We start from the raw sequence: 24,688 nt of genomic DNA, 5'->3' as shown, positions 1-24,688 counted from the left end.
ACTTTCCCAAAGCCCTGGTTACGGGACTTCGTCAAGTACTGTTTTCTCCCCTATAATATTTCGGGCATTCGGCATCAGCCGGATTATCAAACATCATGATCGTGACTATCGCTCTTCTCGTTCAGGCATCCATTCTTACCGATAGTCGATTGAAAGAGGTTGTTGATCTCGATAAGAGCCTGGTGCAGATCACGGACGTGTGCAACGAATTCTCGGCGATGTCCCACGTCCCGCTTAAGGTCAATCGCAATATTTCGGACCTAAAGGTGGACCTTTTTGTTGAAAAGAAGTCGCTTTCATCGGTTATGGACGAGGTCGCCAAAGTCCTTGATTGTCAGTGGGTGCAAGACGGTAACGGATACCGGCTGGAAATGGACATCCCGAAGGCAAACCACGAAAAGGTCTTCAACTTGGCTGAAGATGAATTGTCGAAGAAATACTCCGAAGCGCTGATCTCAGCTTGCGAATATGCCGCCAAGAATACGCCGCCTGATCCAAATTCTGATAAGCGATTTGGATTGCTCCCACCGAGAAGGAAGTTCGAGCTCCTGGATCCTTTCGAGAACGAACTTGAAGCAGCCACGAAGGCCAATGATCCCACAAGGTTGGAGGAGGCCAACAGGCAGTACTTGGCTGCATCTCGAACGATCGGCGATGGCTACATGACTGGCCTTGGAAGAGTCTTTTTGCGGCTCAGCGATGCCCAGAAAGAACAATTTTGGAAAGGAGAACCGTTGGTCGCAAGCACCATGCCCGGCCCGGGGCTCAAACTCGATCCAGCTGATCAAGACCAATCCTCCTACTTCACCATTACGGACGCCGATGGGAATCCTCGAAAGGTGACGCCTTTGGTCTTTGAGATTGTGCGATATCGTCCGGCTACCGGCGACATCCGGGCAAGCTTCAATTCCTACGGAGTCTATCCTGGCATGAAGGGCAATCCCGGTGCCAGCCATACGAATGGAGTGTTCTCGGCAAAGACCTTTAATGAGGGCGTCCCCGGGACACTCAAGAAACTTCCTTTCTACGAAGACTTAGAACCTTGGACCCACGTGCAGGACGTCGCCGAGAAATTTCCACAGAAGCTCGACGCGAGTACAAAGATTTGGCCCTCTCCTTGGTCCTCGATGAAGCGAAGATTGGGGGATCATTTGCGGTGGTTTCACCTTGCGACAGGAATCCCGGTTGTCGCTCAAGCCGATCGGAGTTGCACCACGAATTGGGTGCAACTGAATCGCAATTATCCTGACGCGAAGACCTACATTCAAAAGTTGGTCGAGGACAACAAGACGTTTTGCAAGGAAGATTCAGGCTTCTTCTTGGCGAGGAACTTTCGGTATTGGACTCATCGACGGCACGAAGCCTCGGAAGCGCAATGGTCAAAATTCGAGTCGGTGAATACACCCCACGACCTCAATTTCTTCATTCAGGTCGCAGGCAGTTTTCGTGAAGATCAACTCACCAATGAAGAAGTGGATTATCCTCTAACAACCTTTGATGCCTTTGGCGTTGCTAACTCGTATGATGCCCTACGGTTCTTGTCCCAGCTAACTTCCAACCAAATGGCGGCCGCCTCGGCCGATGATGGCCTCGCCATTGCAACCCTTGGAACCGACCAGCAACAGGCAGCCATTGACACGATCGTAAAGATGCTTTCGGAATCCGGTTCTTGCAGTTATGGCATGGCAAAGACAATTGTTTCTGCCGGTGTCGCGCCGAGTGAGCTTAGGTCTATGAGAGTCACGCTCCACTCTCACTTCTTTGACGGCCTGATTGACTATGGCCGAGAACTTCGTGAGGGCAATCAAGTCATTCAAAAGGCGGTGCCAAAGCGATATCCCGGAAATCAGTACACCATCGGATTCGGATTCAGCGATGCGGAGTCGGTCAGCCAGTTCATCGATGTGGCAAAGTAAACTATGGGTTCGATATGGCCGAGCTGGAGACTTTTCCGAATCCGAATCCGAACCGCAACTACACGATCAAGCACGTGAACCCCGAGTTCACGAGCGTTTGCCCCAAGACGGGGCTGCCGGACTTTGCCACCATCGAGCTGGAATACATCCCTGACGAGACGTGCATCGAGCTCAAGAGCCTGAAGTACTACTACCTCGACTTTCGCAACAAGGGCATTTTCTACGAAGCGGTGATCAACCAGATGCTGGACGAACTGGCGGCGGCGTGTAAGCCGCGCTGGATGCGCGTGGTTGGAAACTTCAGCGCCCGTGGCGGAATTCACTCGGTGGTAACTTGCGAGACGGGCAAGAAGCCCGAGTAGCGGGTGAAGCGAGCAAGGTCTCATGCGCTCGGCTCAGATTTCCCTGAGTTCTTCAATCGCCCGCTGAATTTCGAAGGCATCCGACTGAATTCGCCCAAGGTTGGCGCGTAGCGGTTCGAGGTCGACGTAGACCGTGCGTTGCTGTTCCAGGCTGAGGCTCTTCAGCGTGTCGCGGGTCTTGAGCAGAGTTTGGCGAGTCAATTCCAGATGCGCCTCGGTCCGCTCGGCTTGGACGGCCACACCATCCCACTTCGCCATTCGATCCCTGGCCAAATTGGCGCTTTCGGTATATGCTTTCTGGGCGACCGGGTCAGAGCTTCGATCTGCTAATGCTTCCAGTCGCTCGATTTCGGCGAGCGACTCGGCGTGATCCTTGCCTCCTGCGGAGTGCGTCATTTCGCTGGAAAGCTTTTCGAGCGTCACGGCCTGATCCAGCGCTTGGTACAGAGCGGCGCGCCACGTTTTCTTCTGCTCATTGTCGAGGATCGAACACTCTTCGATGTACCGCAGGCAGTCGAGATAGAGGGTCTGATTCTCGTTCAGATCCAAGGCAGATCGAACCGCTTCGATTTCCTCCCAGGTGAGCAGGCCACGATTCTTCTGGAGGCCCCAATAGCCGAGGCTTAGCCAAGCGATGATTCCACTGAAAAAGGCGGCCAGCACAGCCGGTTTGCCCACATGCTCCTTCAGCCACGGAAGCATGGCAATGACGGGGATGATCAGGACGAGCCACAGCAAAATGCCCTTCCAGTATTCGGCCATCCAAACCTGGGTGTGCTTGTTGCCGGCGGCCGTGACTTTCGAGTCTGTTACGTTGCCGCTCATGTACCCGCCGGTGACCGAAAGCACCTGCTCGAAAATCGACGGATGGATTTCTTTCGGCGTGTACCGCGCGCTCATTTCACTACAGGATACGGTGGAAAGCGGCGGCAGGTTCAGGCAAAATGGACGGATATGCGGCATATCGTAGCGATGGGTGGAGGCGGATTTAGCATGGAGCCGGACAATCTGGCCTTGGATCGATACGTGCTGTCGCTGGTGGAAGCCGACAAGCCGAAGGTCTGCTTCATTCCGACCGCCAGCGCCGATAGCGAAGACTACACACGCCGGTTCTATGAGGCGTTTGAAGGCCTTGGATGCGAAGCATCGCACCTGAGCTTATTTTGGCCGCATCGGCTGGACTTCGACGACTTCATGATGGCCCAGGACGTGATCTACGTCGGTGGAGGCAACACCCGAAATCTGCTCCTGCTCTGGAAAGACTGGGGACTAGATTCGGCCATCCGAAAGGCGTACGAGAACGGTACGGTGTTGGCAGGCATCAGCGCCGGAGCCAACTGCTGGTTCGAGGAGTTCAGTACGGACTCGATGGGTCCTCTCGCACCCTGGAAAGGACTAGGCTGGCTGAACGGAAGTTTTTGCCCTCACTATGACGGGGAATCGGATCGACGACCATCGCTCAAACGGATGCTAGATGAGGGGGAAATGGGCCCTGGATTTGCCTGTGACGATGGAGTCGCAGCGCATTACATCGACGAAAATCTTTATCAATTCGTGTCGTCGAGACCCTCCGCAATGGCCTATCGAGTCGAGGTTGGTGAGGAGACTCCGATCCAGCCCAAAGTCTTAGTTTGATTAGCCGCGAATCGTTTAAGGTTAATTCAAAAGGAACTTATACTTAGCCCTGCGCTTGTAAGGATGAATTCGGCACTGGTGGGTAGAAGAGCCGATCGTCGCTCGGTAGAGTTACCTAGTTTTCCCAGTAAATATGCTTGATAATCTTTGCTAAACCTTTTGAAGAGGTTTTCAAATTAGCAGATCAGTGATAGGATGTAGGGGTCGGGCAGAGATTGTGTCTGCTCGCACTTGGGCAATCTATGAAAAAACTACTCTTGATTGGGGCGCTCGGCGTCCTAGCAGCGGGGGCGCACGCTACGGACCTCACGATCTCCTTTGACCTTACTGGGCTGAACAGCGTGGATGGGCTTTACGATCCGAACAACCCAAACGTCTACGATCCGGACAATTACGCCGTCTTCATCAATTTGGACTCCTACTTTGCGCACGACTACAGCAACTACGTAGTCACCGATGTTTCGTGGGATAATGTCGTACTCCACACGGTTGCCCCGGGCAGTTGGTGCTCGGACTCGGTTTTCTCATTGGAAAACACGGACGCCAGCGAATACATCGACGTAGCTCCATCTTCGCTAGATGCAAGCGGTTCGGATGGACCTCTTTCGTCGGGCGGATTCATTTCCGCAGGTCCCGTCCATGCTTTAGGCGATGACACCGTCTATTTCCACCTTTGGGAAGTCTTTGACGATGCACCGAATGCAATCGACAATACCTACGATTCCGGTATCGTCACCTACAAGATTCACGCCGACGACCCGGTTCCGGAGCCCGCATCCATCGCGGCTCTCGGCCTTGGCGTTCTCGCTCTTGCCCGACGACGACGCAAGTAAGAAATCCAACCTTCAAACACAAAAAAGCCCCGGCGCAACGCTCCGGGGCTTTTTTTAGACGACGACTTCGCTTCGTCGCTCGGCCACGCGGCGCTCGCTATGGTCGAGAATCTTCTTGCGGAATCGCAACTGCTTGGGCGTGACTTCCAGAAGTTCGTCGTCCCGTAGCCAGGATAGCGCCTGCTCCAGCGAGAATTCGCGGTGAGGATCGAGGGCCGTCGTCTGCTCAGACGTTGCCGAGCGAATGTTGTTGGCCGCTTTCTCTTTGGTCGCGTTGACGATCATGTCTTCGTCGCGGCTACAAGCGCCGACGATCATGCCACCGTACACGTCGGTTCCCACCGGGTAGAACAGCGTGCCCCGCTCCATCACGTCTTCGTAGGCGTATCTGGTCAGCTTGCCTGGATCCTTCGAGATGAGCGAGCCCTGGGTTCGGAAGGCGATTTCGCCCTTGTACGGCTTGTATCCGTCGTACAGCGAGCCGATAAGACCGAGTCCGCGCGTGAGCGTGAGGAAGGTCGATCGGAAGCCGATGAGACCTCGGGTCGGAATCGAGTATTCCAACGTCGTCGAGCCGTTATCGTTGGTCTTCATGTTTAGCAGATCGCCCTTTCGTCGGCTAAGCTCTTCCATGACGGCGCCCACGCCGTCTTCCGGCACTTCCAGCACCGCCAGTTCGTTGGGTTCCTGGACCTGGTTGTTCTCATCGCGTTGTAAAATGACCTGCGGTCGCGAAATCTGCATTTCGTAGCCCTCGCGGCGCATCGTCTCGATGAGGATCGCAAGCTGGAGCTCGCCTCGCGCCTTGACCTTCACCGTATCGGCCGCCGTGCTCGGGTCGATCTTGATGGAGACCGAAACGGCCTCCTCTTTCTCCACCCGCTCACGAATCTTGTGGATCGTCAGGAACTTGCCGCCATCCTTGCCCGACAGAGGCGAGTTGTTGGCGTAAAAGTTCATCGACAGGGTGCTCGGCTCGACCTTGATCGCAGGCAGAGCCTCGCTGGTATCGACGAGGGCGATGGTGTCCGAGATGAGGACGTTGTCGAGTCCGGCCAGCATGGCGATTTCACCCGCAGAAATCGATTCGACTTCCTTAAGCTGGAGCCCTTCGTAGGTCCAGAGCTTGGTGACGTTGAATCCCGTCTTCTTGGTGCTCTCCTCGCGAAGCATCTCGACGCGGTCGCCGATCTTCACGCTCCCGCGCAAGACCTTTCCACCGAACATTCGGCCCAGGTATTCGCTGTAGTCGAGGTTGTTGACCTGAAGTCGGAATGGGCCTTCCTGCTCGACGCGCGGCTCAGGAACGTTGGCCACGATGGCTTCGAACAGAAGCCGCATGTCCGTGTTGTCATCTTCCGGCTTGGTGCGGGCATAGCCGCCCGCGCCCGATCCGTACAGGACCGGGAAGAACAGATCGTCTTCCTCGGCACCTAAGTCGATGAACAGGTCGAGCGTCTTGTCGTAGGCATAAGCCGGACGCGAGTTCTCGCGGTCGATCTTGTTAACGAACACAATCGGCTTCAGGCCGTTTTGGAAAGCTTTCTTGAGGACGAAGCGCGTTTGCGGCATCGGTCCTTCGTTGGCGTCAACGACGAGGAGAACACCATCGACCATGCTGAGTACGCGCTCCACTTCGCCGCCAAAGTCGGCGTGGCCTGGCGTATCAACGATGTTGATCTTCGTGCCGAGGTAGTTGACCGAAGCAACCTTCGAGAGGATGGTGATGCCTTTTTCGCGCTCGAGATCGTTGCTATCCATGACTCGGTCGGCCATGTGCTGATTCTCACGGAAGAGACCCGCCTGCTTAAAGATTGCATCGACGAGTGTGGTTTTTCCGTGATCGACGTGCGCAATGATGCCGATATTCCGAATCTTGGGGGACATATATCGCTTATAGTTTACCGTTTAGGCTAGATAGACCTTTCGGAAAGTTAAGCTTCGGTCAATACACGCTCGGCCAGCACCATCGCCGCGTAGTCGTCGTAAGGCTCCGGCGGAACCTGGAGGGTGGCCGGCCAAATCTTTCGCCAACCCTTGCGTTGGTTATGCTCCCAGTACCTTTCGCGAGCCTGAATCGTGGTTTCTGTCTCGTCCACGACCAACAAACCCATGCTCGGCAAGTGCCGCCGTAGAGCGGTCTTCACCTGCTTCGATCCCGTAGAATCCCCGAGAATGACGAGGTGAAATTCCTCGACAATATAGGCCTCATGGAGCTTCACAATGACGGCATCAGCTGGGACCACATCGTGCCAAAGCAGTTTGATATTGCCGTTTTCGTCGCGTTGGACCAAGGCCATACCGCACTTTTCGGTGCCAGGGTCCACAGAGAGGACGGTCTTTTTCGTCATCGGAACTCCAGGTCGATCGCGAGCGGATCGCCCGCGCGAATGTCATCGTGGGCGACGGCGACGATGCGCACGAGTCGGTGGATGGTCTTGGCTCGGGCAAAGGCTTCGAAGAACTGATCCTCAGAGAACTGACCGAAGGATTCGCCATCGCGAGAGACGACGGGAATCATCTTCCGCGACCGGGCCCGCGTGTTGACGAATGTCCGCAGGAATTCGCGGATCGAACTTCGGATGTCGGAATCGCTGTTCCGCGCATCCAGCCGGTAGTCGGAAATGATTTCACCCTTTCGGAATACGATCGGGTTCGGATACAACTGCATTTGGAGGGAAAGCGGCTCTCCCACGAACCGGTTTCCACTGGCGGTCAGCACGGCGACCTGATTATCAGGGACGCGGACGAATCGGTCGACCCAATACTTCTCGACTTGGTCGGCATTCAGATAGTTCTGGCCGGTCTTGTCGGGGATTTCAAAGCCCGCCTGACTGTAGAACGGGTAGGTGATATCGGTGGTCGAGCCACGCTCGGTCGCCACTGACCGCGCCGTCCGCATTAAGCTCCGAAAGGCGTTGGTTGCTTCGCGGGTCGAAATCTCGTGATCGATCGGCATTCGGGCGATCTCCTCGCCGTTCAGGAAGTTGATCGTGGTTTGGCGTACGACCTCGAGCGACTTGGTGAGCAGGGCCCGGGCAGATTCGATGCGCGTTCTCAGGTTTTCGAGGTCCTTGCTATACCTGGCAACGTCGGTCTGAGCCGTGGCGGCTTCTTGCTGAGCGTCCTCCTTGTCCTTCTTCAGCGACTCGATTTCCTTGTTCAGCCCACCCATTTGGGCCTGCAGGTCAGTCAAGGTCGTCTGAAGCTGCTTCGCCTTGGTCGCAAGGTCGGCATTATCGTTGGTCAGCTTCGAGTTCTGACTGGTCAATTCGAGGTTCCGCTTAGAAATCTCGTCGTAGGACTGCTTCGCAATGTCGTACTTGGATTTCGCGGACGCATAATTGTCGGTCACAGCCTGGAGTTGCTTTTGCTTTGCCTCTAGCTGACCTTTGGCCTCCGACAGGCGAGTCTTGGCCGATTCGAACTGGTCGCGAAGCTGCCGACTGCTTGCCTCCAGCGAGGCCAGTTTGTCTTTCTGTTCCTGAATCTTTTTCTCTTGCTCTTTAACCTGGTCCTGCTTCTTCTTGAGGTCCGCGTCGTAGAGGTGATTCTTGTTGGTCAGTTCGGCGTTTTGCGTTTCCTTCTTGACCAGCGTGTCGTTCAGGCCGTTCAGTTGTTCCGACTTCTCTTGCAGTTCGCGTACGAACTGCTGCCCCTTGGTCAGCCAAGTGCGAAAGTCGGCGCTCACGGCATAGATCAGCGCGATGGTGACGAGCGGAATCAACATTCCCGCGACCACGACACTGATGCGGGCGATGTACTTTGGTCGAATACGCTTGAACGAAATCCGTTTCTTGCCGATCTTGTAGCCGAGGATGTCGGCCACATAGGCGCAGATGCCGCCCACGGCGGACATCAGCAGAACAAAGAAAACGGATTGAGGATCCATCCTAGCCGGTGTTCCTCCTCCACATGATGATGAAGGACGCGATCAGCCCAAGCGCGATCGGCGTCAGCGACGCCACATATGGGGGAATGACTCCTCCCATCGCCCAAACATTCATGAAGTTGGCGAGCGTCATGTATGCAAACATTATTGCCACGGCTAAGGCGAATCCGGTTGCGGTTCCTGCGCGATGGGATCGAATTCCCAACGCCGCGCCCAGCACCCCAAACACGAAGGCCGCCATCGGAACCGCGTACTTGTTCCAAAGCCAGTACTCCATGTTGCGGTACTGCTCGGTCGTAATCGACTTATCGAGGTTCGATTTCGACAGCGCTTCGCGCAGTTCGCCGGTTGTGTAATAGTCGGGATCGGTGCTCAGGTGGACGCTCATCTCCTGCGGGTCCTTGTTGATCTTGGGCACCTCGCCGGGCCAGATTTCGCCCGTGATCTGGCTATAGTCGCGGCCGTCGGCGCTGAACAGGGTTGCCCCATTTTCAATCCGCCATCCCTTCGCGCTGTCGCCTTGATACTTCAGCTTGCTGGCCTCCATGAAGAAGGTTGGATGCCCTTCCTTATCCAGGGCCTTGATCGTGACCCCGCTGAGGGTCTGATCGCCCAGATTGAAGTCCCGAGCCATGATCATCGCCTTGAGTTGGCCGTTTTCGATGATCGTCTGGAAAGTTGGTTGAGCCTTCTTGTTCTTAATCTCCTTTCCGATCGAGTCGGTCATCGTCTTCGCCTGCTTAGCCGAGTTCGGCACCAGCGTGTCGTTCAGGATGAACGTCAGGACCGCCACCGCGAACGAGAAGCACGCGACCGGGAAGATGATGCGGTAGATGCTGGCGCCGCCCGCCCGCAGGGCTACGACTTCGGAGTCACCCGAGAGCCGTCCGAACGCCAAAAGCGCGCCCAGCAGAGTCGCCATCGCGAACGTTTTGACGAGGATCGGCGGCAGAAGCAAGAACGTGATTTCGAGAATCTTCGCCGGCGGCAGGCCCTGCACCACGTAGTCGGCGATGCGGCCAAGGTAGGTCGCCGCCAACAACAGCGAGGTGAACATCGCGACTCCGAAAAGCCATGGGCCGAAAAGCTCGCCCACAATCAGGCGGTCAATTCTCTTCATTGTCTTCGAATAGATCGGTGCCGAACTGCTGGCCCAGGTAGCGCTTGCGTACGTGGTCGTTTTCCGAAATCTCTTTGCTCGTGCCCTCCGCCACGATTTGGCCGTCGATGAGAATGTAGTTGCGATCGGTGATTCGAAGCGTCGCCGCCACGTTGTGGTCGGTGATGAGGATGCCGATCCCGCGATCCTTCAGCTTGAAGAGGATTTCTTGAATTTCTTCGATGGTCACCGGGTCGATGCCCGTGAATGGTTCATCGAGCAGGATGAACTTCGGTTCGGTGGCCATCGCGCGGGCGATCTCCACCCGTCGCCGCTCACCCCCGGATAGGACACCCGCGGTGGCGTCGAGCTTATCGGCGATGTGAAGCTCCTCGGCCAGTTCCTTGACCTTGGCGTGCTGTTCCTTCTTGGATTTTCCGGCCAACTCCAGCACGAGCAGAATGTTGTCACGGATCGACAGCTTGCGGAAGACAGAGGTTTCTTGGGGCAGATATCCTAGCCCCGCCCGCGCTCGCCGGTACATCGGCCACTTCGTGATGTCTTGGTCATCGAGGAACACTTGGCCGGCGTTCGGCTTCACTAGGCCGACCGTCATATAGAACGACGTGGTTTTGCCCGCGCCGTTCGGCCCCAGCAGACCGACGATCTCGCCGGTGTTGACCGTGTAGGAAACACCGCGGACGACTTGCCGACCTTTATAGCGTTTTTCGAGGTGTTCGGCGGTGATCTTCACTCGCCACCCTTGCCGCCCTTGTACACCGTCTTGATCTTGCCGATGCCTTCGGAAGAAAAGACCAGCTTCACGATCTCGTTCTTCTCGTTGAGCGTAGCGACCAAGGTTTGAGCGCCGGTGATCTCGGGTCCTTCGCCATCGTCTTCCTGGTGGATCACCAGGTCGCCGCTCAGCTTGATTTCGGCTCCGCCGTCCTTTCGTTCGAAAGTGAGTCGCTTGGCGCTGACCGACAGCTTCTGGTGGGTTATTTTGCCGCCCGTGGTGGTGACTTGGGTCCCGTCGAACTGGATCGGTCCGGTCACGTCGGCGGTCTGCACTTCGTACGTTTCGTTTCCGTCGCTCCCCTTCGCCTTCTGGAAGGTCAGCTCTCCCGCCGATGCGGTGAAGACCGTATTCGATGTTTTCGTGCTCTTTTGGCCCGGCTTCTCTTCGACCTCTTCGGATCCGGCAAAATCGACTCGAACCGAGCCGGTCAGATTCAAATAGCGAAGCGCGCCTTTAATTCCATAATCGGCCTTATTGCCGGTCGCGATCGTCTTGCCCTTCTTACCGATCTGCTCGGCGCGAACGCCGCCGGTCAGATGCACGTTATCGACGTCCGTCTTCTGATCCACCTTCACAATGTCGCCGACTGCGCTAGCGCAGGTCACGGTCAGCTTCTGCTCGTTCTGCTTGAGAATAACGTTTCCTTTGAGTTCAAAAGACTTCTCTGGAACGAAGAAGCCATGATCTCCAACCAACTCGACTCGCGGATTGACCTTCCGGTCCCGAAAGTTAATTTGCTGTTTGGAGACGGCCAAGCCCGCCATAGCCAAAGCCACAGTGAAGCCGAGAATGGAAGCGTATCGAAGTGGTTTCATTTCTTGAAATAGTCTTGCGACGTTCCCACCTTTTTGAGGTCGGAACTTGCGTAAAGCTGTTGGATTGGTCCGACGACACCATTATCGCCTTCCACGGTGACATCGCCACTAGCCTTTAACACTTGTAGGTCTGGAATCCATTCCACTTTTTTCGCTGTCAGCACCGCCTTGGGCGAGTCCAAAGACGTGATCTTGACGCTCCCCTCAATAATAAGACGATCTTGAGCCTGATCTGCTTCGGCTCGCTCACCGGAAAACGTCGAAGCCACGCCGTCCTTGCCATATAGCTTGCCGGTGACGGTCAGCATCGTGCCCGACTGTCGGCCGTTGATGACCAGCAAGTGGGCTCGTTGCCAACTGACTTCCCAGACCGGCTTGTGGTCCTTTTCGCTGTTGCGAGTGTTGTTGCCTGCGGTGACCTCGATGGCCATGTCGTCCGGCTTATTCGCCGCCGATGCCTCGTTGTTGGCCGCCGAAACCTGCTTCTTGCCGCCCGACTTCGCGCACCCTGCCAATGCGAGAGCGATCACGAGTGTAGCGGCAATGGTTCGGATAGGTTCCTCCTTGAAAATTTCCCTTTATGTTGGCCCGCAAGCTGACCGCAGGCCGCCGCGATGTCGTGTCCCCGCTCGACCCGTTCGGTCACGTTGAGCCCCGCCTGCTCCAAAATGCGACGAAAAGCGCGAACCCGCTCTCTTTCTGGACGTGCAAAACCTTGGCCCGTATCGACCCAGTTGAAAGGAATCAGGTTGATCACATTCGGCATTCCCTTCAGGAGCGGTATCAGCGCCTTGGCCTGCTCAGGCGTGTCGTTCACTTCCTTGATCAGCAGGTACTCGAAGGTCACTTTGCGCCCGGTCGTGTTCTGATAGTCCTTCATCGCCTGAACGACCTCCTTGACCGGCCACTTGTGGTTCACCGGCATCAGGCGGTCGCGAACCTCGTCCAGCGGCGAGTGGAGCGAGAGCGCCAAGTGGATCGGCAGATTGTCCTTCGCCAGTTCGTAGATTTGCGGCACCAAGCCCACGGTCGAAATGGTGAGGTGGCGGTACGAAAGGCCGATTTCGTCGTGCATCAGACGCAGGACCTTGCGAATGCTCTTGAGGTTCAATAGTGGCTCGCCCATTCCCATGAAGACGACGTGGGAGACGCGGCGTTCCGAGATCGACTGCAAGAGTAGGTATTGGCCGACGATCTCTCCGGCGGTAAGGTTGCGGTCGAATCCGCCCAGGCCCGTCGCGCAGAAAGTGCAGCCCATCGGGCATCCAACTTGGCTAGAGATACAGCACGACACGCGGTCCTTGTAAGGAAGCAACACGCACTCGTACACCTGGTTGTCGCCGTTGTGGACCAGCAGCTTCTCCACCTCGTCGGTTGAGGTTCGGTGCGTCGCCACCTCCAACGGAGAGATGCGGTAGTTCGCCTTTAGGAATTCGCGGAACTCCTGCGGCAGGTCGAGCATGGCGTCGAAATCCGTCTCCGCTCGGGCGTAGATGTGGTGAGCAAGCTGCTTGGCCCGTATTTTCGCGTCTTTCCGGTCCGCGAACAACTCGGCAAGCTCGGCCCGATCGAGGCCGATCAACGGTGTCTTGCGAGTCTCCACCCTATGAGTTTACTTTGAACTTAAATAAATCCGACGATTTGGGTTACGCGACGGCCTTGACGACGTCTCTTTCGGGCTCGGCTTGCGGCGCTTTCCGTTTCGCCAGCGACCGCTTACCGATCTCCAAACTGGGAACCTCGACAAAACGGTAACCGAGCCATGCCAGCAGAATCGAAAGTCCAACCTGTGACGGAACCGTGACGAACGGGTTGCCGCCCGCCGGAATGATCACCAACGCCAGCGGATGCAGGAGATACAGCGAATAGCTGATCTTTCCCAACCACAAGAACGCGTTAGGAAAGCTTCGATCCTTCATCGCCAAAAAGGCGAGAAAGAACGCGTAGCCGGTAATCACGCTCGAAATCGCGCAAAACTGGGTTGGCTGGAGCGGGTCGCCGGAGACTCGAACCGGGCTATAGTTGATGATCGACGAGCCGACCGTCACCGCCATGCAAAGAAAGGTAATCGCAATCGCATCGCGCCGCGATGCCGACCCCGAAAACCATCGGTACAGCGCCAGTCCCGCCAAAATCGAACCGAACACCGCCGACGCTCCAGCGGGGAAACGGATGTGCAGGAACATCGGGAACAGCACCGAGCTTACGACGATGAGACCCAAAATCGAAAGGGAGATCGCCCACGTGCGGTGGATAAAGCCCCGCACGAAAGCGATCGTGATCGCCCCGTACAGCACCATCTCCAGGCCCAGCGTCCACGAAACCGGATTGATGTCCGGGATGCGAATCAGCCCGTGCATCATCGACAGATTGGCGATCCAGTGAATGGGGCTATGCAGGTTCGCCTGGGTGTAGGTCTCGACCCCGATGGCGGCCAGGAACGCAAATGCGAACAGGCTGAACCAATAGGCGGGGAAGAGCCGCCAAAAGCGCGAAATCCAGAATCCCTTGACGTCGCCCTTGAGTTCCAGACTGCGGGGAACGATAAAGCCGCTGACGATGAAGAAGGCGACCACGCCAAACCGACCCGGGCTCCAGAGCGTGGCAAAGAAGGTTTCGAGGTGCGGCGATGCGAACCATAGCGAATGCTGAAGGACCACCGCCAAAGCGGCGATTCCCCGGATCGCATCCAAAAACTGCCAGCGTTGCCCCTTCGCCACCACTTGGTTCATTCCACATTCAGACTCAAAATCCCAAGACTAGTCCCAGGTCCAGGAACTTCTGGCCGAAGGTGACGTTATTACTTTTAGTTCAAATCGGAAAAAACAAGCTATGAAAAAGACAGGTTTCATCCTTACTTTCGCTGCATGCTTTGTTGGCGTCTTCGGCGCCCTCCAGGCCGACAAGTGGATTTCCGCACATAACAAGCCGGATGACATCTTCCTGGAATCGAAGCCCAGCTACGCTAAGATCACCCAAACGACGGGCGAGACGCTCCCAACCCCCGCGTTCGACTTCCGTGAAGCCGCCAAACGCGCCATGCCGAGCGTCGTCTCCGTCGATCGGTACGACAAAACCCGCGGATTCTTCGATTCGCAGGCGACCGAACGCGAAACCGGCACCGGTTCTGGCGTTATTGTGAGCAGTGACGGCATCGTCGTCACCAACAACCACGTTGTCAAAGGCACCCAAACGCGCGGCGGCGACATCGTCTACCCTCGCGTCCAGGTTCGACTTTACGACGGTCGATCGGTCGCGGCGAAGGTCCTCGGCACCGACGAGCGATCCGACATCGCGGTCCTGAAGATCGAAGCAAAAGACCTCCACCCAATCGAGCTTGGCTCCAGCAGCAACCTCGAAGTCGGTGAATGGGTCATGGCCGTCGGTAACCCGCTCGGCTTCGACAACACCGTCAGCGTCGGCGTCGTCAGTTCGACCAAGCGCAACTTGCCGGTCGGCGACCAAGGACTGGTCGAAGGCATCCAAACCGACGCGGCCATCAACCCGGGTAACTCGGGTGGCGCACTCTGCAACGCGCAAGGTCAGTTGGTCGGCATCAACTCGGCCATCGCGTCGGGCACCGGCGAATCGGTAGGTATCGGCTTCGCGATCCCGATCGACCGCGCCAAGAAGATTGTCAACGATATCGTCAAGTTCGGCCACGCCAAGTACCCGATGCTTGGTATCTCGTACGACCCGCAGTTGGTTGGCCAGATGGACAACCCTTACGCTCGTGACTACCTGAGCCGAGAAGTGCTGAAGCGAGACGACTACCCGAACTACGGTTTGCTCGTCCGATCGGTCAGCGGCCCGGCCCAGAACTCCGGCATCGCCGCCAACGACATTCTTCTCGAAGTCGACGGCCAAAAGATCGACTCTTCGTTCGATCTGAACAAGGTTCTTCTGCCTAAGAAGGTTGGCGATAAGGTCAGCGTAAAGTACTGGCACGACGGTCAAACCAAGCAAACTTCGGTGACCTTGGAAGAAATGCCGACAAACATCTAAAATTAACCAACTTTGACGCCAATAGAAGCGTCATACAATAAAGGAAAGGCTCCTCACCGACCAACGATTGAGGAGCCTTTTCTCTTAAACAAGAATATGGCTCGTTATTCGGACGGAATCAACGAATTCCTCAATGTCCTTCCCGGTATCGTCCGCCAGCGGCTCGAAGATCTCGGCACGTCCGGTCTTGTAGAAGTAGTCCTTGACTACGGCCGTCCTGCGGAAGCTCGTTTTACCGATCGGGTCGAACGTTTTCATGACGTTGTCGTCTCCGATCTTGATATTGACTTCGTGGGGAAGTCGCTCGGTGAATTTGGCACCGATAATCGCGCTGGAATCGAGCGCACACTTCATCGTATCTCGGCGATCCGCAATCGGCATGGCAAAATCGTCGGCCTAACCTGCCGTGTCGGACGCGCGCTCGAAGGCACCATCGACATCATCGACGACATCGTTCGCTCGGGTCAGTCGATCCTCATCCTGGGTAAACCCGGCGTGGGTAAGACCACCAAGCTTCGCGAAGTGGCCCGCGTTTTGGCGGACGAGGTGCTCAAGCGCGTGGTGATCGTCGACACCTCAAACGAAATCGCTGGCGACGGCGACGTGCCCCACCCTGGCATCGGCTTTGCCCGACGCATGCAGGTTCGCATCGCGGCGGAACAGCATAACGTGATGATCGAGGCAGTGGAGAACCACATGCCCGAAGTTATCATCATCGACGAAATCGGAAACGAGGCGGAAGCCCTCGCCGCCCGCACCATCGCGGAGCGCGGCGTTCAGCTCATCGGCACCGCCCACGGTCAGACGTTGGAGAACCTGATGCTCAACCCGTCGCTCGCGGACCTGATCGGCGGCATTCAGGCGGTCACCCTCTCCGACGCCGAGGCCCAGCGCCGGGGCACCCAAAAGACGGTTCTGGAGCGCAAAGCGCCTCCGACCTTCGACGTCGTCATCGAACTACTCGACTACGACCGGTTGGCCGTCCACCACAACGTCCAAAAGACGGTGGACATGATCCTGCGCGGCGTCCCGCCGCGACCGGAAATCCGCGTCCGCACCGACGTCGGCAAGGTCGAGGTCGTGCAGGAAGAGCAGACCGCCGAACTGCCCGATCCGTCGTTCAACCAGAAGTTCCCGGCCCTCGCTCGCAACAGCAGCAAGGATGTAAAAGAGCCCAAGGAGCCGCGCGAACCGCGGGTTCCCGCCCAACCGTCCAGCCTCGTGCGCATCTACCCGTACGGCATCGCCCGAACTCGGCTAGAGCGGGCCATCCGCGAGAAGAAGGTCAACGCCGTGGTCACCGGCGATATCGAGAGCGCCGACGCCGTCATGGCGATCCGCTCGACATATCAGAACAAACCGCGAAAGATTCGCGACCTCGCCGGTCGCAACGTCAAAACGGTGGTGGTGCGGTCGAACACCTTTGCCAACATCGCCTCGGCCCTGGAGGACATTATCAAGGATCCTCCCGAGAACCCAGGCGGGGCTTCGAAGCTCGACGATAAGGCGCTGACCGAAGTTCAGGCGGGGATTGAAACGGTCCTGCAGAGCGGGAAGCCGTTCGAGTTGAGTCCGCAACCAGCCCCGGTGCGGAAGGTTCAATTTCAGATGATCGAGGCGCGCCGACTGGCCAGTGAAGCCATCGGAGAGGACCCGAATCGTCGAATTCGAATCCTCCCGACGCGTATGCCGACTTAAAGCTTAAAGTCGACGATGCCGGTGATTCCGACTTCTGGAACCGGCGTGATGGTCTTGCCGATCGTATCCTGATCGATCGGCACCATCGCCCGAATCTTCACTTCCTTACCGAACAAGTCTTGGTCCAACTGGGCGACGGACTTAACTGTGTCGAGGTACCGCTTGGGCCCAGAGACCTGCACCATTCCGACCGCCTTTCGGCTTCCGACGCCACCAGAAATGATCGGCACGACTTTGGTCAGCCTGGCCGACGCTTCGTCGCGCTTCACCAGCTTGTTGAAAGCCTTGTTGATGTCGTTTCCGTAGCGCTTGGTGACCTCCCAAATACCCACGAGCTTGACCAGTTGCCCGATCTGAGCCACCGCGAAGGGAGCGAGGAGGGCGGTGACGACGAGGGGAGCAACGACTTTTGCCGTACGAGAAACTCTCATATTCATATCATACGAGTCAGAGCGCGCCCCGTATTGCAAAAGGTCCCGGTTACGTCTCGACCAAATATTCCTTAATCTTCTCGGCCACCGCCCGAGTCAGCGTCGGTACTGACGCGATTTCCTCCACGCTGGCTCGCCGAATGCCCTCGACCGACCCGAAGGTTCGTAGCAGCAGACGGCGGCGGCGGGGACCGATGCCGGGCACTTCGTCGAGGATCGAGCCGTTCATGCGCTTGTCGCGAATCTTGCGGTGGAAGGTCAGTGCGAATCGGTGGGCTTCGTCGCGGAGCTTGCGCAGGAGCATCAGCCCCGGCGCGGTCAGCGGCAGAACGACTTCACGGAAGCTGTAAGAGCCGTCGAGGTTCTTGTGGGTCGGCACGAACACGATCTCTTGCTTCTTGGCCAACCCGACCATCGGTACCGAGAGCCCGAGATCGTCGCGCGCCTTCAGGGCGGCGCCAAGCTGGCCCTTGCCCCCGTCGATCATGAACAAGTCGGGCAGGGTCGTGAACTTCTCATTCCCGTCCAGATAGTTGCGCAGGCGACGCATAATGACCTCGTTCATCATTGCAAAGTCGTTGGGCGTCTCCTGCAGGAATTTGATCTTGAACCGCCGGTACTCGGCCTTGGCCGCTTCGCCGTTCTCGGTCACCACCATCGAGCCCACCGGCGCGGTTCCCTGGATGTTTGAGATGTCGTAGCCTTCGATCCGGTACGGCAGGGATGGAAGCTCCAACTCCTCCTGAAGCTGTGCCAGCGCTTCTTCGGCCCAGCTTTCCTTCGCCGCCAGTTCTTGGCTCATCGCATTGAGCGCGAGTTCGGCGTTGTTGGCCGCCATCTCCAGCATCCTCAGCTTCTCTCCGCCACGCGGAACTTCGAGGGTGACAGCCGAGCCGCGCTTCTGCCTCAGCCACGACTGAACGATGTTGATCTCGTCAATTTCGACCGGCAACAGAATCTCCTTCGGCACTTCGGGCGAATTCGAGTAGTACTGCTTGACGAACTCCTGCACGGCCTCACCTGGGGGCGCGTCGGCCGCTCCGTCCAGCATGTACTGGTTCTGGCCGATCAGTTTGCCGTTGCGAATGTACAGCATCTGGATCGCGGCACCGCGCTCGTCCTTCACCACCGCGATGACGTCCTGGTCGGTGCCGTCTGCGTTCACCACCTTTTGGCGCTGAAGCGTGTGCTCGATGGCATAAACCTGGTCGCGGAACTGGGCCGCTTTCTCGAAATCAAGATCCTCGGCTGCCTTCTCCATCTTGGTCTTCAGGTCCTCGATGAGCGAGTCTTCCTTACCCCGCAGAACCTGGCTCACCTGGCCGATGACCTCGGCGTACTCCTTCTTGTCCGCCATTCCCGCGCACGGCGCAAGGCACCGCTTGAGATGGTAGTACAGGCAGGGACGCTGTTCTTCCTCACCGGTCCAACTCTTTCCGCACGGGATCAACGGAAACACCTTGTGCAAAAGCTGAAGCGTGTCGCGTACGTTGTACGAGCTCGTGTACGGCCCGAAATACTGCCCCCCGTCTTTCCGCACCTTTCGCGTGAACATCACTCTGGGAAAGGCCTCTTTGGTGATCACGATGTACGGATAGCTTTTGTCGTCCCGCAGGCGCACGTTGTACGGCGGGCGGTGCTGTTTGATGAGGTTGCATTCCAGCACCAGCGCCTCCAGTTCGGAGTCCACGACGATCCATTCGATGTCGCGAATCTTGGAGACCAGCCGCTCGATACGGATGCTGTGCCGAGTCGAGGTCTGGAAGTAGCTTCGAACTCGATTGCGGAGGACGACCGCCTTGCCCACGTACAGCACCTCGCCCTTATCGTCCTTATAGATATAGCATCCTGGCGATTTGGGGAGCTTCTTGAGCTTCTCTGCGACGTTATCCGTCACGGCGCGAATGGGCATTCACTTAGTTATACGATCAAAACTCATACGCTTGCGCGATATCCGGGTGGGCTTTGATGTGGGCCCGAACTTCCTGAATCGTCGGCACGCTTTCAGTGGCTCCCAGGCTGGCGACCTTGAGCGAAGCCGAAGAGGCTCCCAGTCGCAGGCACTGGCCAAAAGGAAGGTCGTTGATGAGCCCGTAGAGCACCCCAGCGCGGAAGGCATCGCCCGCACCAGTCGAGTCGATGACAACCTCGGCCGGAAAGGAAGGAAGGTGCTTAGCCTTTTCCCCGGGACACCCACAGTAAAGGCCATACGCGCCGTCCGTCAGGATCGTGCGGCACCGATGCTTCTTCGTCCAGGCCTCAACCCAAGCCAAATTGATATCTGGATTGCCCCGCTCGCCGATCGTATCCGTCCCGAACTGGCAAACGGCGTCCGGCGGAACAATTTCGTCATCGCGCGAAAAGTCCATGAGGTACAGGTGCATTCCGTGACCGTGCGCCAATTTCGCCGCCAAACGGCTGGCGATGGGCATGTTGGGATCGGCCGTGAACCAAGAGTTTCGCGTAAAAGGGAGCATGTCGAACGGCGTGTGGTTGCCCTCTTGGTGAAACCCGTATCCGAACATCGTTCGGTCGCCGTCGGGCGTTACGTAAACATCGCAGACCGGCGTGGCTCCCGCTTTCTGAAGAAGGTAGGCGTCGAGACCTTTTTCTAACACCTTCATGCGTAGGTTCTCGCCCTCGAATCCCGTCCCTAAGGCGTTGCCCGCTAGTGCAACTTCTTGTCTCCACATGACAAGATAACAAGCAGTATTGGCGGCTTCGCCGCCGAGGAGCTCGACTTGGTCTTCGACGGGACTATACCCCCCCTTCTTAGGCAGGCTGTCGATACGCCGTATGCGGTCGACACAAATTGTGCCGAAGACCAGAACCACCGAGCTAATTTACCGTCTAGAAAGGAATTGCGTTGATGCTCTGGGACTTTGGAATCGTTTTTCTGGTATTTGTTGCTTTTTTCTCTTTCTGGCTGTATAGGAATTCCGCAAGAAATCGAGACTTTTTCACCCAGATCGATCGACGGAAGCGGATAGTGATGGGTTTGCTGGCGAGCCTAACCTCCTTTGGTTCTGCCCTTTGCGCGCTACGAGTTGCCGATGGTGTTCGCAACTGGCAGGCTCCCGATGTCCTCCATCTCGTCGGAATTCTGCTGTTTATGATGATCTTTGTTGGGCTGCAAGTCCTGGCGATGCTTTCTTTCGTAAGCCTTGCCACAACGTCAGAAACGGACGAAAATACGAAACGTTCATAATCATAGGGATTGCCATGAAAATCAAAGTTCTCGTTGCCATGATTGCGATGGCCGCGCCATTCGCCGCTTTTGCTTCTGCACCGACGCAGGGATCAGCCGACGTCGATAAGATTCTGTATAAAATCCAGCAGCTCAATCTTATTAAGTTCATTCAGCCGATTCTCCTCAAGAAGTCGCAGTACAACGACCTCCTCACGGTGATCGAGCGATGTCGGGCTAAAGAAAACGATATTAAAGACCTCGATGCCAAAGAATTGAAAAAGGTCGAGGGCGATATCGACACCGCGCTCAGCGGGGCCACCAATGATGGCAAGTACCCCAGTCGAGAGCTTCAAGAGAAACTGATCAAGGTTCAAGACGCCCTGGTTACGCGCCGCCGCATCGCCACCAACGAGATGGTGGACATGATCTACGAAGTCTGCAAAAAGACTCTGAACGAAGGTCAGATGAACGTCATCAAGAACCTGATCGACCCGTCGTTCGTAGGCGGAAAGACGGACAAGATGACAGACGAGCAGAAGATTCGCCTCTTTATCCAGCAGATCTTCCTCGACCACATGGCTTACGATCTGATGCGAGAGATGGCGAAGCACGCCGAATGAGCGTCGTCCCCAAGGCTCATCCAACCTGGTTCGCATTCTGTCGTTGGTTCACCCGCGTCTTCTTTTTCCGGCTGGGCGGTGGATTCGACTCGACCGGAACTGAGAACATCCCGATGACGGGACCAGTCATCTTTGCGCCCATCCACGTCAGCCACGTTGATCCTCCAGCCGTGGCATGTGGTTGTAAGCGTCGGCTTCGATTCATGGCCAAAGCCGACCTCTTCGACCACAAGTTCTTCGGCGGCCTGATCCGGTCGCTTGGCGCGTTTCCCGTCAACCGCGGGGAAGGCGACACGGAATCGGTCAAGGTCACGATCGCCCTCCTAAACAGCGGCGAAGCGGTATTGGTCTTTCCCGAAGGCACTCGGGGCGATGGTAAGACCATGTTGCCTGTTCAGCGCGGCGTCAGCATGTTGGCCAAGAAGACTAATGCCCAAGTGGTGCCCGTCGCCCTTATCGGCACCGTGAAACGGTGGCCAAAGGGCGCATCGAAGCCGAAGCGAAGCAAGGTCTTGGTTGTTTACGGAAAGCCGTTCACCTATGCCGAAGTCTGCCAGGATTCGAACGAGAAGAAGAACCGCGAGACGTTTGCCCGAGTATTAGCCGACCGGATTGCGAGTCTGTGCAACGAGCACGGATTTATGATCAAAAGCGGCGAGACAAGTTCAGACCAAACAGAAGCGTCCCATCCTGAGTCACAACCCGCGCCTTGATGTCGGCCGAAGGCTCGATCTCGAACCCAGCCGAAATTCGGTTGCCGTTGTGCTCGGTCAGCAGTTGAAATCGTTCGCCAAGCGGCAACGTCACTCCGACAAAGCCGGAATTGAGGTGGCCAAACTGCACGCCAAGGGTTGCCTCGCCGTGCTCGCCTCGTTCTCCGACCTGCAGGAGTTCACGGAATGTGAAGGCGATGTACGTTCGGCGACCGTCGACCGTCTGATCCATGGCATCGAGCATCCCAACCGAAATACCGGGCGAGACGGAAGAAATCGGATTAACGACGTTGTAAGAGAAATCAGCGGTGGTGTGGCCGTTCTCGTTCGGCCGGAACCGCTGTCGCAAGCCGACTTCGACGCCCTTGAGCGGCGAGTAGACCATGTAGCGGTCGCGGCTGCCCTTCTCGTTGGTCGATTCCAGGAAGGAGTATTCGAAGGTGTATTGGGGTAGTGTGTGGCCGGTTGGAACGTCAATCACTCGGTCGGCAAACGCCGAAGCAACCATCGTAACAACCAGTAAACAAGCCCATCCCCGCATGTGTAGACAATACCTCTAACGACTGACCTTCACCACGCCAGACTCCCCCTGTTTGCCCTTGATCATGATTCGGACTGGCGAAAACTGCTTGATCACCCAGGAAATGGTCGTGAAGCGAGACGTCAATTCTGATACGCGGAATTCGGTCTCATCGTCGGCAAAGCAGGCTGGCAATAGCGCATGTTCCGCCAAAATCGCATCGAGCGGAGCTTCGTCGGCGATCCAGTCGAAGCACTTTTCGAATGCTTCTTGGGCAACTTGCTCCGCGGGAATCTTCTTAGCGCCCATCGCGCTCCCACCGCCGATTCCGTGTTCGTACTGCATCCAAACCGTGATCTGCATGCCCGGTCCATCGCTTGGAACCTCGTGCACGTCGCAGTCGAAGTTGGCCCGCACCGAGTGGGCCAGCTTTTGCAGGTGGGAAACCGCTCGGTCGGCGACGGCAAAGCTGAGCTTGGAGAAACTCACCGATGCCTGCAGGAGCTTGGCCCGCCCCCGCTCCACGTACTTTATGCCCGCAAAGGGCGACGGTTCCACCTCGATCCGACAGAGGCCCTCGCCATCGCGGGAGTAGGCCGCCTTCAGAATTTCGGCCTGAATGTGCAGGTTCTGCTTCCGCCAAAATGACCCAAGCACCTGATTGAAATAGTCGAAGGTCATCGAGTTATTCGAGAACGTCTCGCCCTCGATTTCGAAGTCCGAATACCCGCCGCTCCGAGAAAGGATCGGCGCAAGGGCGGCCGATAACACCAGCGCATTTGAACCGCGACCAGCCATGTTACGCTCCGTCTTAATGCGCCCCTTGATCGGTTTGACCGCCTTCTTGGGCACGAATAGAAGCGAAAGCGCGCCCGGCGCAAGGTCGGACGTGTCGGCATCGCACGCATGGGCCAGCGCCTTCAGGAGCGTGATGTCTTCGACATCCAGACCTGGATATTTGGTTCCGGTCCGGATGTGCTCGATCTGGAATCCTTGTTGGGTGAGAACGGACATCGACAGGGCCGACCGCAGCAACGCCCCGCCGCCTTCGCCATGGGAGCCATCCAGTCGAATAAGGCCCGACATTAGATCTTGAGTTTGAACAGCGCGTACTCGATCATCTTGATCGTGTACGCCCACAGGACCACCACGACGGCGAGAACGAGGAACTGCGTGAAGAAGTCGCCGGTGTGGACGTTCTTTACCGCGCCACCTGTGCTGTCGGTCACCATCTTACTGCCACGGGACAAGAAGGTATTGATCATGTCCGCCAGCGGGCCCTTAAACAAAACGTACACCAGGACGTAAAAGATCAACGCCGCCGGCATCGCCAAGCGGTATTTGTGCTTTTGGTGTTCGTTGTAGATGACGCAGTTGCGGCACCGCTCGCGCTTAGCGCTATCGGGAAGCTTGCTGTTACGGGGAATCGCCGCACCAGACAGCAGGGCTTCCTTGGAAATCGGCTTGCCTTCCATCGCGACGCGGATGACGGCTTCTTCGCACATACAGCCCACAAGCTCCCGCCAGCAGGTTCGCTGAGCGTGGTAAATCGGGCACTTTTCGCGAACGAACTTTCGGCAATAGGGCAGTTGCCAGCACTTGCCCATGAAGACGTTTTTACGGTCGCTTTCCTCAGTGACGCCTTTGCCGTAGCGCAAGCTGTCCTTTTTCGCGCCCTGAATCGCCCTCTGACGGATTCGCAGGCTAAGGTCGATGATAAGGACCAAGACTGCAAGAGCAAGATAGAGCTGCCCGGCTACCCCCAGTGCGTCGTAACCCGCCTTGACGGCAGTATTGGAATCGGGACTCGTCGAAATGACGTTTGGCAACAGCCAGCCAGATGCGAACAGCAGCGCTGCCCCCATCAGATTGAGGGCGACCATGATCTCTTCCTCCCAGAAGAGCCATGCCGATCCCGCCACCGTGCAAATCACGGCGACCAGCATCTCCTTCTGCAGGAAGTCCATGGTGCCAGTGATCGCCTTGACCCGAGCAGGCTCGGCGGCAGCCGTCATTAGGTACACCGCAGCCGCGATGCCCAAAACCAGAGCGATGACGCCGCCCCAAAAAGAGTACCGAGCGATTGCATACGGGATTTCACCGAGGAAATCCGGTTGAAACTCGGTCGGGTCCTTTTTGGGTCCTGGCTTCATGGTGTTT

At 56.9% G+C, this 24,688-nt stretch carries 25 protein-coding genes; 9 read left to right on the top strand and 16 right to left on the bottom strand.

Annotated features, from left to right (window positions below):
* Positions 1–101: 101 nt before the first annotated feature.
* Complete coding sequence (locus tag GC165_01600; GenBank protein MBI1331554.1) at positions 102–1,916, top strand: hypothetical protein; 1,815 nt, start codon at positions 102–104, stop codon at positions 1,914–1,916.
* Positions 1,917–1,930: 14 nt separating this feature from the next.
* Positions 1,931–2,278: an NADPH-dependent 7-cyano-7-deazaguanine reductase QueF gene (gene queF / locus GC165_01595; protein MBI1331553.1), complete on the top strand. Its 348-nt coding sequence runs from the start codon at positions 1,931–1,933 to the stop codon at positions 2,276–2,278.
* A gap of 33 nt (positions 2,279–2,311) precedes the next feature.
* Here queF and GC165_01590 read toward each other — a convergent pair whose 3' ends face one another.
* Positions 2,312–3,178: a hypothetical protein gene (locus tag GC165_01590; GenBank protein MBI1331552.1), complete on the bottom strand. Its 867-nt coding sequence runs from the start codon at positions 3,176–3,178 to the stop codon at positions 2,312–2,314.
* A gap of 54 nt (positions 3,179–3,232) precedes the next feature.
* Here GC165_01590 and GC165_01585 point away from each other — a divergent pair, with 54 nt between their 5' ends.
* Positions 3,233–3,913 (top strand): peptidase E, encoded by a 681-nt coding sequence (locus GC165_01585; protein MBI1331551.1) that lies wholly within the window; start codon positions 3,233–3,235, stop codon positions 3,911–3,913.
* A gap of 242 nt (positions 3,914–4,155) precedes the next feature.
* Positions 4,156–4,746 (top strand): PEP-CTERM sorting domain-containing protein, encoded by a 591-nt coding sequence (locus GC165_01580; protein MBI1331550.1) that lies wholly within the window; start codon positions 4,156–4,158, stop codon positions 4,744–4,746.
* A gap of 54 nt (positions 4,747–4,800) precedes the next feature.
* Here GC165_01580 and typA read toward each other — a convergent pair whose 3' ends face one another.
* Genes typA through GC165_01535 form a run of 9 tightly spaced genes read right to left on the bottom strand, consistent with a single transcriptional unit; the run spans position 4,801 to position 14,083 of the window.
* Positions 4,801–6,633: a translational GTPase TypA gene (gene typA, locus GC165_01575; GenBank protein ID MBI1331549.1), complete on the bottom strand. Its 1,833-nt coding sequence runs from the start codon at positions 6,631–6,633 to the stop codon at positions 4,801–4,803.
* Between the two features lie 47 nt (positions 6,634–6,680).
* Positions 6,681–7,097 (bottom strand): pre-16S rRNA-processing nuclease YqgF, encoded by a 417-nt coding sequence (locus GC165_01570; GenBank protein MBI1331548.1) that lies wholly within the window; start codon positions 7,095–7,097, stop codon positions 6,681–6,683.
* A complete protein-coding gene (locus GC165_01565) occupies positions 7,094–8,638 on the bottom strand; it encodes a DUF3084 domain-containing protein (GenBank protein MBI1331547.1) in 1,545 nt (514 codons plus the stop codon). The genes GC165_01570 and GC165_01565 overlap by 4 nt, the downstream gene beginning before the upstream one ends.
* A 1-nt stretch (position 8,639) precedes the next feature.
* A complete protein-coding gene (locus GC165_01560) occupies positions 8,640–9,758 on the bottom strand; it encodes an LptF/LptG family permease (GenBank protein ID MBI1331546.1) in 1,119 nt (372 codons plus the stop codon).
* Entirely contained in the window at positions 9,745–10,491 is a 747-nt protein-coding gene (gene lptB, locus GC165_01555; protein ID MBI1331545.1) for an LPS export ABC transporter ATP-binding protein, read from the bottom strand. Before lptB ends, GC165_01560 begins: the two co-directional genes overlap by 14 nt.
* Entirely contained in the window at positions 10,488–11,351 is an 864-nt protein-coding gene (locus GC165_01550; protein ID MBI1331544.1) for a hypothetical protein, read from the bottom strand. Before GC165_01550 ends, lptB begins: the two co-directional genes overlap by 4 nt.
* Positions 11,348–11,923 (bottom strand): hypothetical protein, encoded by a 576-nt coding sequence (locus tag GC165_01545; GenBank protein ID MBI1331543.1) that lies wholly within the window; start codon positions 11,921–11,923, stop codon positions 11,348–11,350. Before GC165_01545 ends, GC165_01550 begins: the two co-directional genes overlap by 4 nt.
* Complete coding sequence (rlmN, locus tag GC165_01540; protein MBI1331542.1) at positions 11,878–12,954, bottom strand: 23S rRNA (adenine(2503)-C(2))-methyltransferase RlmN; 1,077 nt, start codon at positions 12,952–12,954, stop codon at positions 11,878–11,880. The genes GC165_01545 and rlmN overlap by 46 nt, the downstream gene beginning before the upstream one ends.
* A gap of 43 nt (positions 12,955–12,997) precedes the next feature.
* On the bottom strand, positions 12,998–14,083 hold the full coding sequence (locus GC165_01535; protein MBI1331541.1) for an acyltransferase family protein: 1,086 nt from the start codon (positions 14,081–14,083) through the stop codon (positions 12,998–13,000).
* Between the two features lie 100 nt (positions 14,084–14,183).
* Here GC165_01535 and GC165_01530 point away from each other — a divergent pair, with 100 nt between their 5' ends.
* Together GC165_01530 and GC165_01525 are read left to right on the top strand one after the other, a co-directional pair.
* The gene (locus tag GC165_01530) at positions 14,184–15,356 is read left to right on the top strand and encodes a trypsin-like serine protease (GenBank protein MBI1331540.1); all 1,173 of its coding nucleotides are present in this window, start codon (positions 14,184–14,186) and stop codon (positions 15,354–15,356) included.
* Positions 15,357–15,452: 96 nt separating this feature from the next.
* Positions 15,453–17,054, top strand: coding sequence for an AAA family ATPase (locus GC165_01525; GenBank protein ID MBI1331539.1), 1,602 nt, complete (start codon positions 15,453–15,455; stop codon positions 17,052–17,054).
* Here the strand turns inward: GC165_01525 and GC165_01520 are convergent.
* Genes GC165_01520 through GC165_01510 form a run of 3 tightly spaced genes read right to left on the bottom strand, consistent with a single transcriptional unit; the run spans position 17,051 to position 20,319 of the window.
* Complete coding sequence (locus tag GC165_01520) at positions 17,051–17,485, bottom strand: hypothetical protein (GenBank protein ID MBI1331538.1); 435 nt, start codon at positions 17,483–17,485, stop codon at positions 17,051–17,053. The genes GC165_01525 and GC165_01520 overlap by 4 nt on opposite strands.
* A gap of 49 nt (positions 17,486–17,534) precedes the next feature.
* Positions 17,535–19,397: an excinuclease ABC subunit UvrC gene (uvrC, locus tag GC165_01515; GenBank protein MBI1331537.1), complete on the bottom strand. Its 1,863-nt coding sequence runs from the start codon at positions 19,395–19,397 to the stop codon at positions 17,535–17,537.
* 16 nt (positions 19,398–19,413) lie between these two features.
* Positions 19,414–20,319, bottom strand: coding sequence for a hypothetical protein (locus GC165_01510; protein MBI1331536.1), 906 nt, complete (start codon positions 20,317–20,319; stop codon positions 19,414–19,416).
* A gap of 32 nt (positions 20,320–20,351) precedes the next feature.
* On the opposite strand from GC165_01510, the gene GC165_01505 reads away from it, so the two are divergent.
* From GC165_01505 to GC165_01495, 3 genes are read left to right on the top strand one after another with little or no spacing between them, the layout of a single operon-like run.
* Positions 20,352–20,693 carry a hypothetical protein gene (locus GC165_01505; protein ID MBI1331535.1) on the top strand — a complete coding sequence of 114 codons (342 nt, stop codon included), beginning with the start codon at positions 20,352–20,354 and terminating at the stop codon, positions 20,691–20,693.
* Between the two features lie 14 nt (positions 20,694–20,707).
* Positions 20,708–21,295: a hypothetical protein gene (locus tag GC165_01500; protein MBI1331534.1), complete on the top strand. Its 588-nt coding sequence runs from the start codon at positions 20,708–20,710 to the stop codon at positions 21,293–21,295.
* Positions 21,292–22,008 carry a 1-acyl-sn-glycerol-3-phosphate acyltransferase gene (locus tag GC165_01495; protein ID MBI1331533.1) on the top strand — a complete coding sequence of 239 codons (717 nt, stop codon included), beginning with the start codon at positions 21,292–21,294 and terminating at the stop codon, positions 22,006–22,008. The genes GC165_01500 and GC165_01495 overlap by 4 nt, the downstream gene beginning before the upstream one ends.
* Here GC165_01495 and GC165_01490 read toward each other — a convergent pair.
* The 3 genes from GC165_01490 to GC165_01480 are packed head-to-tail and all read right to left on the bottom strand — an operon-like array spanning position 21,941 to position 24,681.
* Entirely contained in the window at positions 21,941–22,516 is a 576-nt protein-coding gene (locus GC165_01490; protein MBI1331532.1) for a hypothetical protein, read from the bottom strand. The genes GC165_01495 and GC165_01490 overlap by 68 nt on opposite strands.
* Positions 22,517–22,564: 48 nt before the next feature.
* Positions 22,565–23,614: a hypothetical protein gene (locus GC165_01485; protein ID MBI1331531.1), complete on the bottom strand. Its 1,050-nt coding sequence runs from the start codon at positions 23,612–23,614 to the stop codon at positions 22,565–22,567.
* Positions 23,614–24,681: a hypothetical protein gene (locus GC165_01480; protein MBI1331530.1), complete on the bottom strand. Its 1,068-nt coding sequence runs from the start codon at positions 24,679–24,681 to the stop codon at positions 23,614–23,616. Before GC165_01480 ends, GC165_01485 begins: the two co-directional genes overlap by 1 nt.
* Between the last annotated feature and the right edge of the window lie 7 nt (positions 24,682–24,688).

It is taken from the genome of Armatimonadota bacterium (genome assembly GCA_016125185.1).
Taxonomy (GTDB): domain Bacteria; phylum Armatimonadota; class Fimbriimonadia; order Fimbriimonadales; family Fimbriimonadaceae; genus Fimbriimonas.
Note: the sequence above shows the minus strand (reverse complement) of the source record. Positions and strands in the feature narration are given on the sequence as shown.

Bases quoted from the DNA above. Each gene is read 5' to 3' on its own strand.
- GC165_01590 (MBI1331552.1), bottom strand. From the start codon at position 3,178: ATGAGCGCGCGGTACACGCCGAAAGAAATCCATCCGTCGATTTTCGAG.
- GC165_01570 (MBI1331548.1), bottom strand. From the start codon at position 7,097: ATGACGAAAAAGACCGTCCTCTCTGTGGACCCTGGCACCGAAAAGTGC.
- typA (MBI1331549.1), bottom strand. From the start codon at position 6,633: ATGTCCCCCAAGATTCGGAATATCGGCATCATTGCGCACGTCGATCAC.
- GC165_01535 (MBI1331541.1), bottom strand. From the start codon at position 14,083: ATGAACCAAGTGGTGGCGAAGGGGCAACGCTGGCAGTTTTTGGATGCG.
- GC165_01565 (MBI1331547.1), bottom strand. From the start codon at position 8,638: ATGGATCCTCAATCCGTTTTCTTTGTTCTGCTGATGTCCGCCGTGGGC.
- GC165_01500 (MBI1331534.1), top strand. From the start codon at position 20,708: ATGAAAATCAAAGTTCTCGTTGCCATGATTGCGATGGCCGCGCCATTC.
- GC165_01560 (MBI1331546.1), bottom strand. From the start codon at position 9,758: ATGAAGAGAATTGACCGCCTGATTGTGGGCGAGCTTTTCGGCCCATGG.
- GC165_01550 (MBI1331544.1), bottom strand. From the start codon at position 11,351: ATGAAACCACTTCGATACGCTTCCATTCTCGGCTTCACTGTGGCTTTG.
- GC165_01520 (MBI1331538.1), bottom strand. From the start codon at position 17,485: ATGAGAGTTTCTCGTACGGCAAAAGTCGTTGCTCCCCTCGTCGTCACC.
- GC165_01585 (MBI1331551.1), top strand. From the start codon at position 3,233: ATGCGGCATATCGTAGCGATGGGTGGAGGCGGATTTAGCATGGAGCCG.
- GC165_01580 (MBI1331550.1), top strand. From the start codon at position 4,156: ATGAAAAAACTACTCTTGATTGGGGCGCTCGGCGTCCTAGCAGCGGGG.
- GC165_01485 (MBI1331531.1), bottom strand. From the start codon at position 23,614: ATGTCGGGCCTTATTCGACTGGATGGCTCCCATGGCGAAGGCGGCGGG.
- uvrC (MBI1331537.1), bottom strand. From the start codon at position 19,397: ATGCCCATTCGCGCCGTGACGGATAACGTCGCAGAGAAGCTCAAGAAG.
- GC165_01530 (MBI1331540.1), top strand. From the start codon at position 14,184: ATGAAAAAGACAGGTTTCATCCTTACTTTCGCTGCATGCTTTGTTGGC.
- queF (MBI1331553.1), top strand. From the start codon at position 1,931: ATGGCCGAGCTGGAGACTTTTCCGAATCCGAATCCGAACCGCAACTAC.
- GC165_01495 (MBI1331533.1), top strand. From the start codon at position 21,292: ATGAGCGTCGTCCCCAAGGCTCATCCAACCTGGTTCGCATTCTGTCGT.
- GC165_01490 (MBI1331532.1), bottom strand. From the start codon at position 22,516: ATGGTTGCTTCGGCGTTTGCCGACCGAGTGATTGACGTTCCAACCGGC.
- GC165_01525 (MBI1331539.1), top strand. From the start codon at position 15,453: ATGGCTCGTTATTCGGACGGAATCAACGAATTCCTCAATGTCCTTCCC.
- GC165_01480 (MBI1331530.1), bottom strand. From the start codon at position 24,681: ATGAAGCCAGGACCCAAAAAGGACCCGACCGAGTTTCAACCGGATTTC.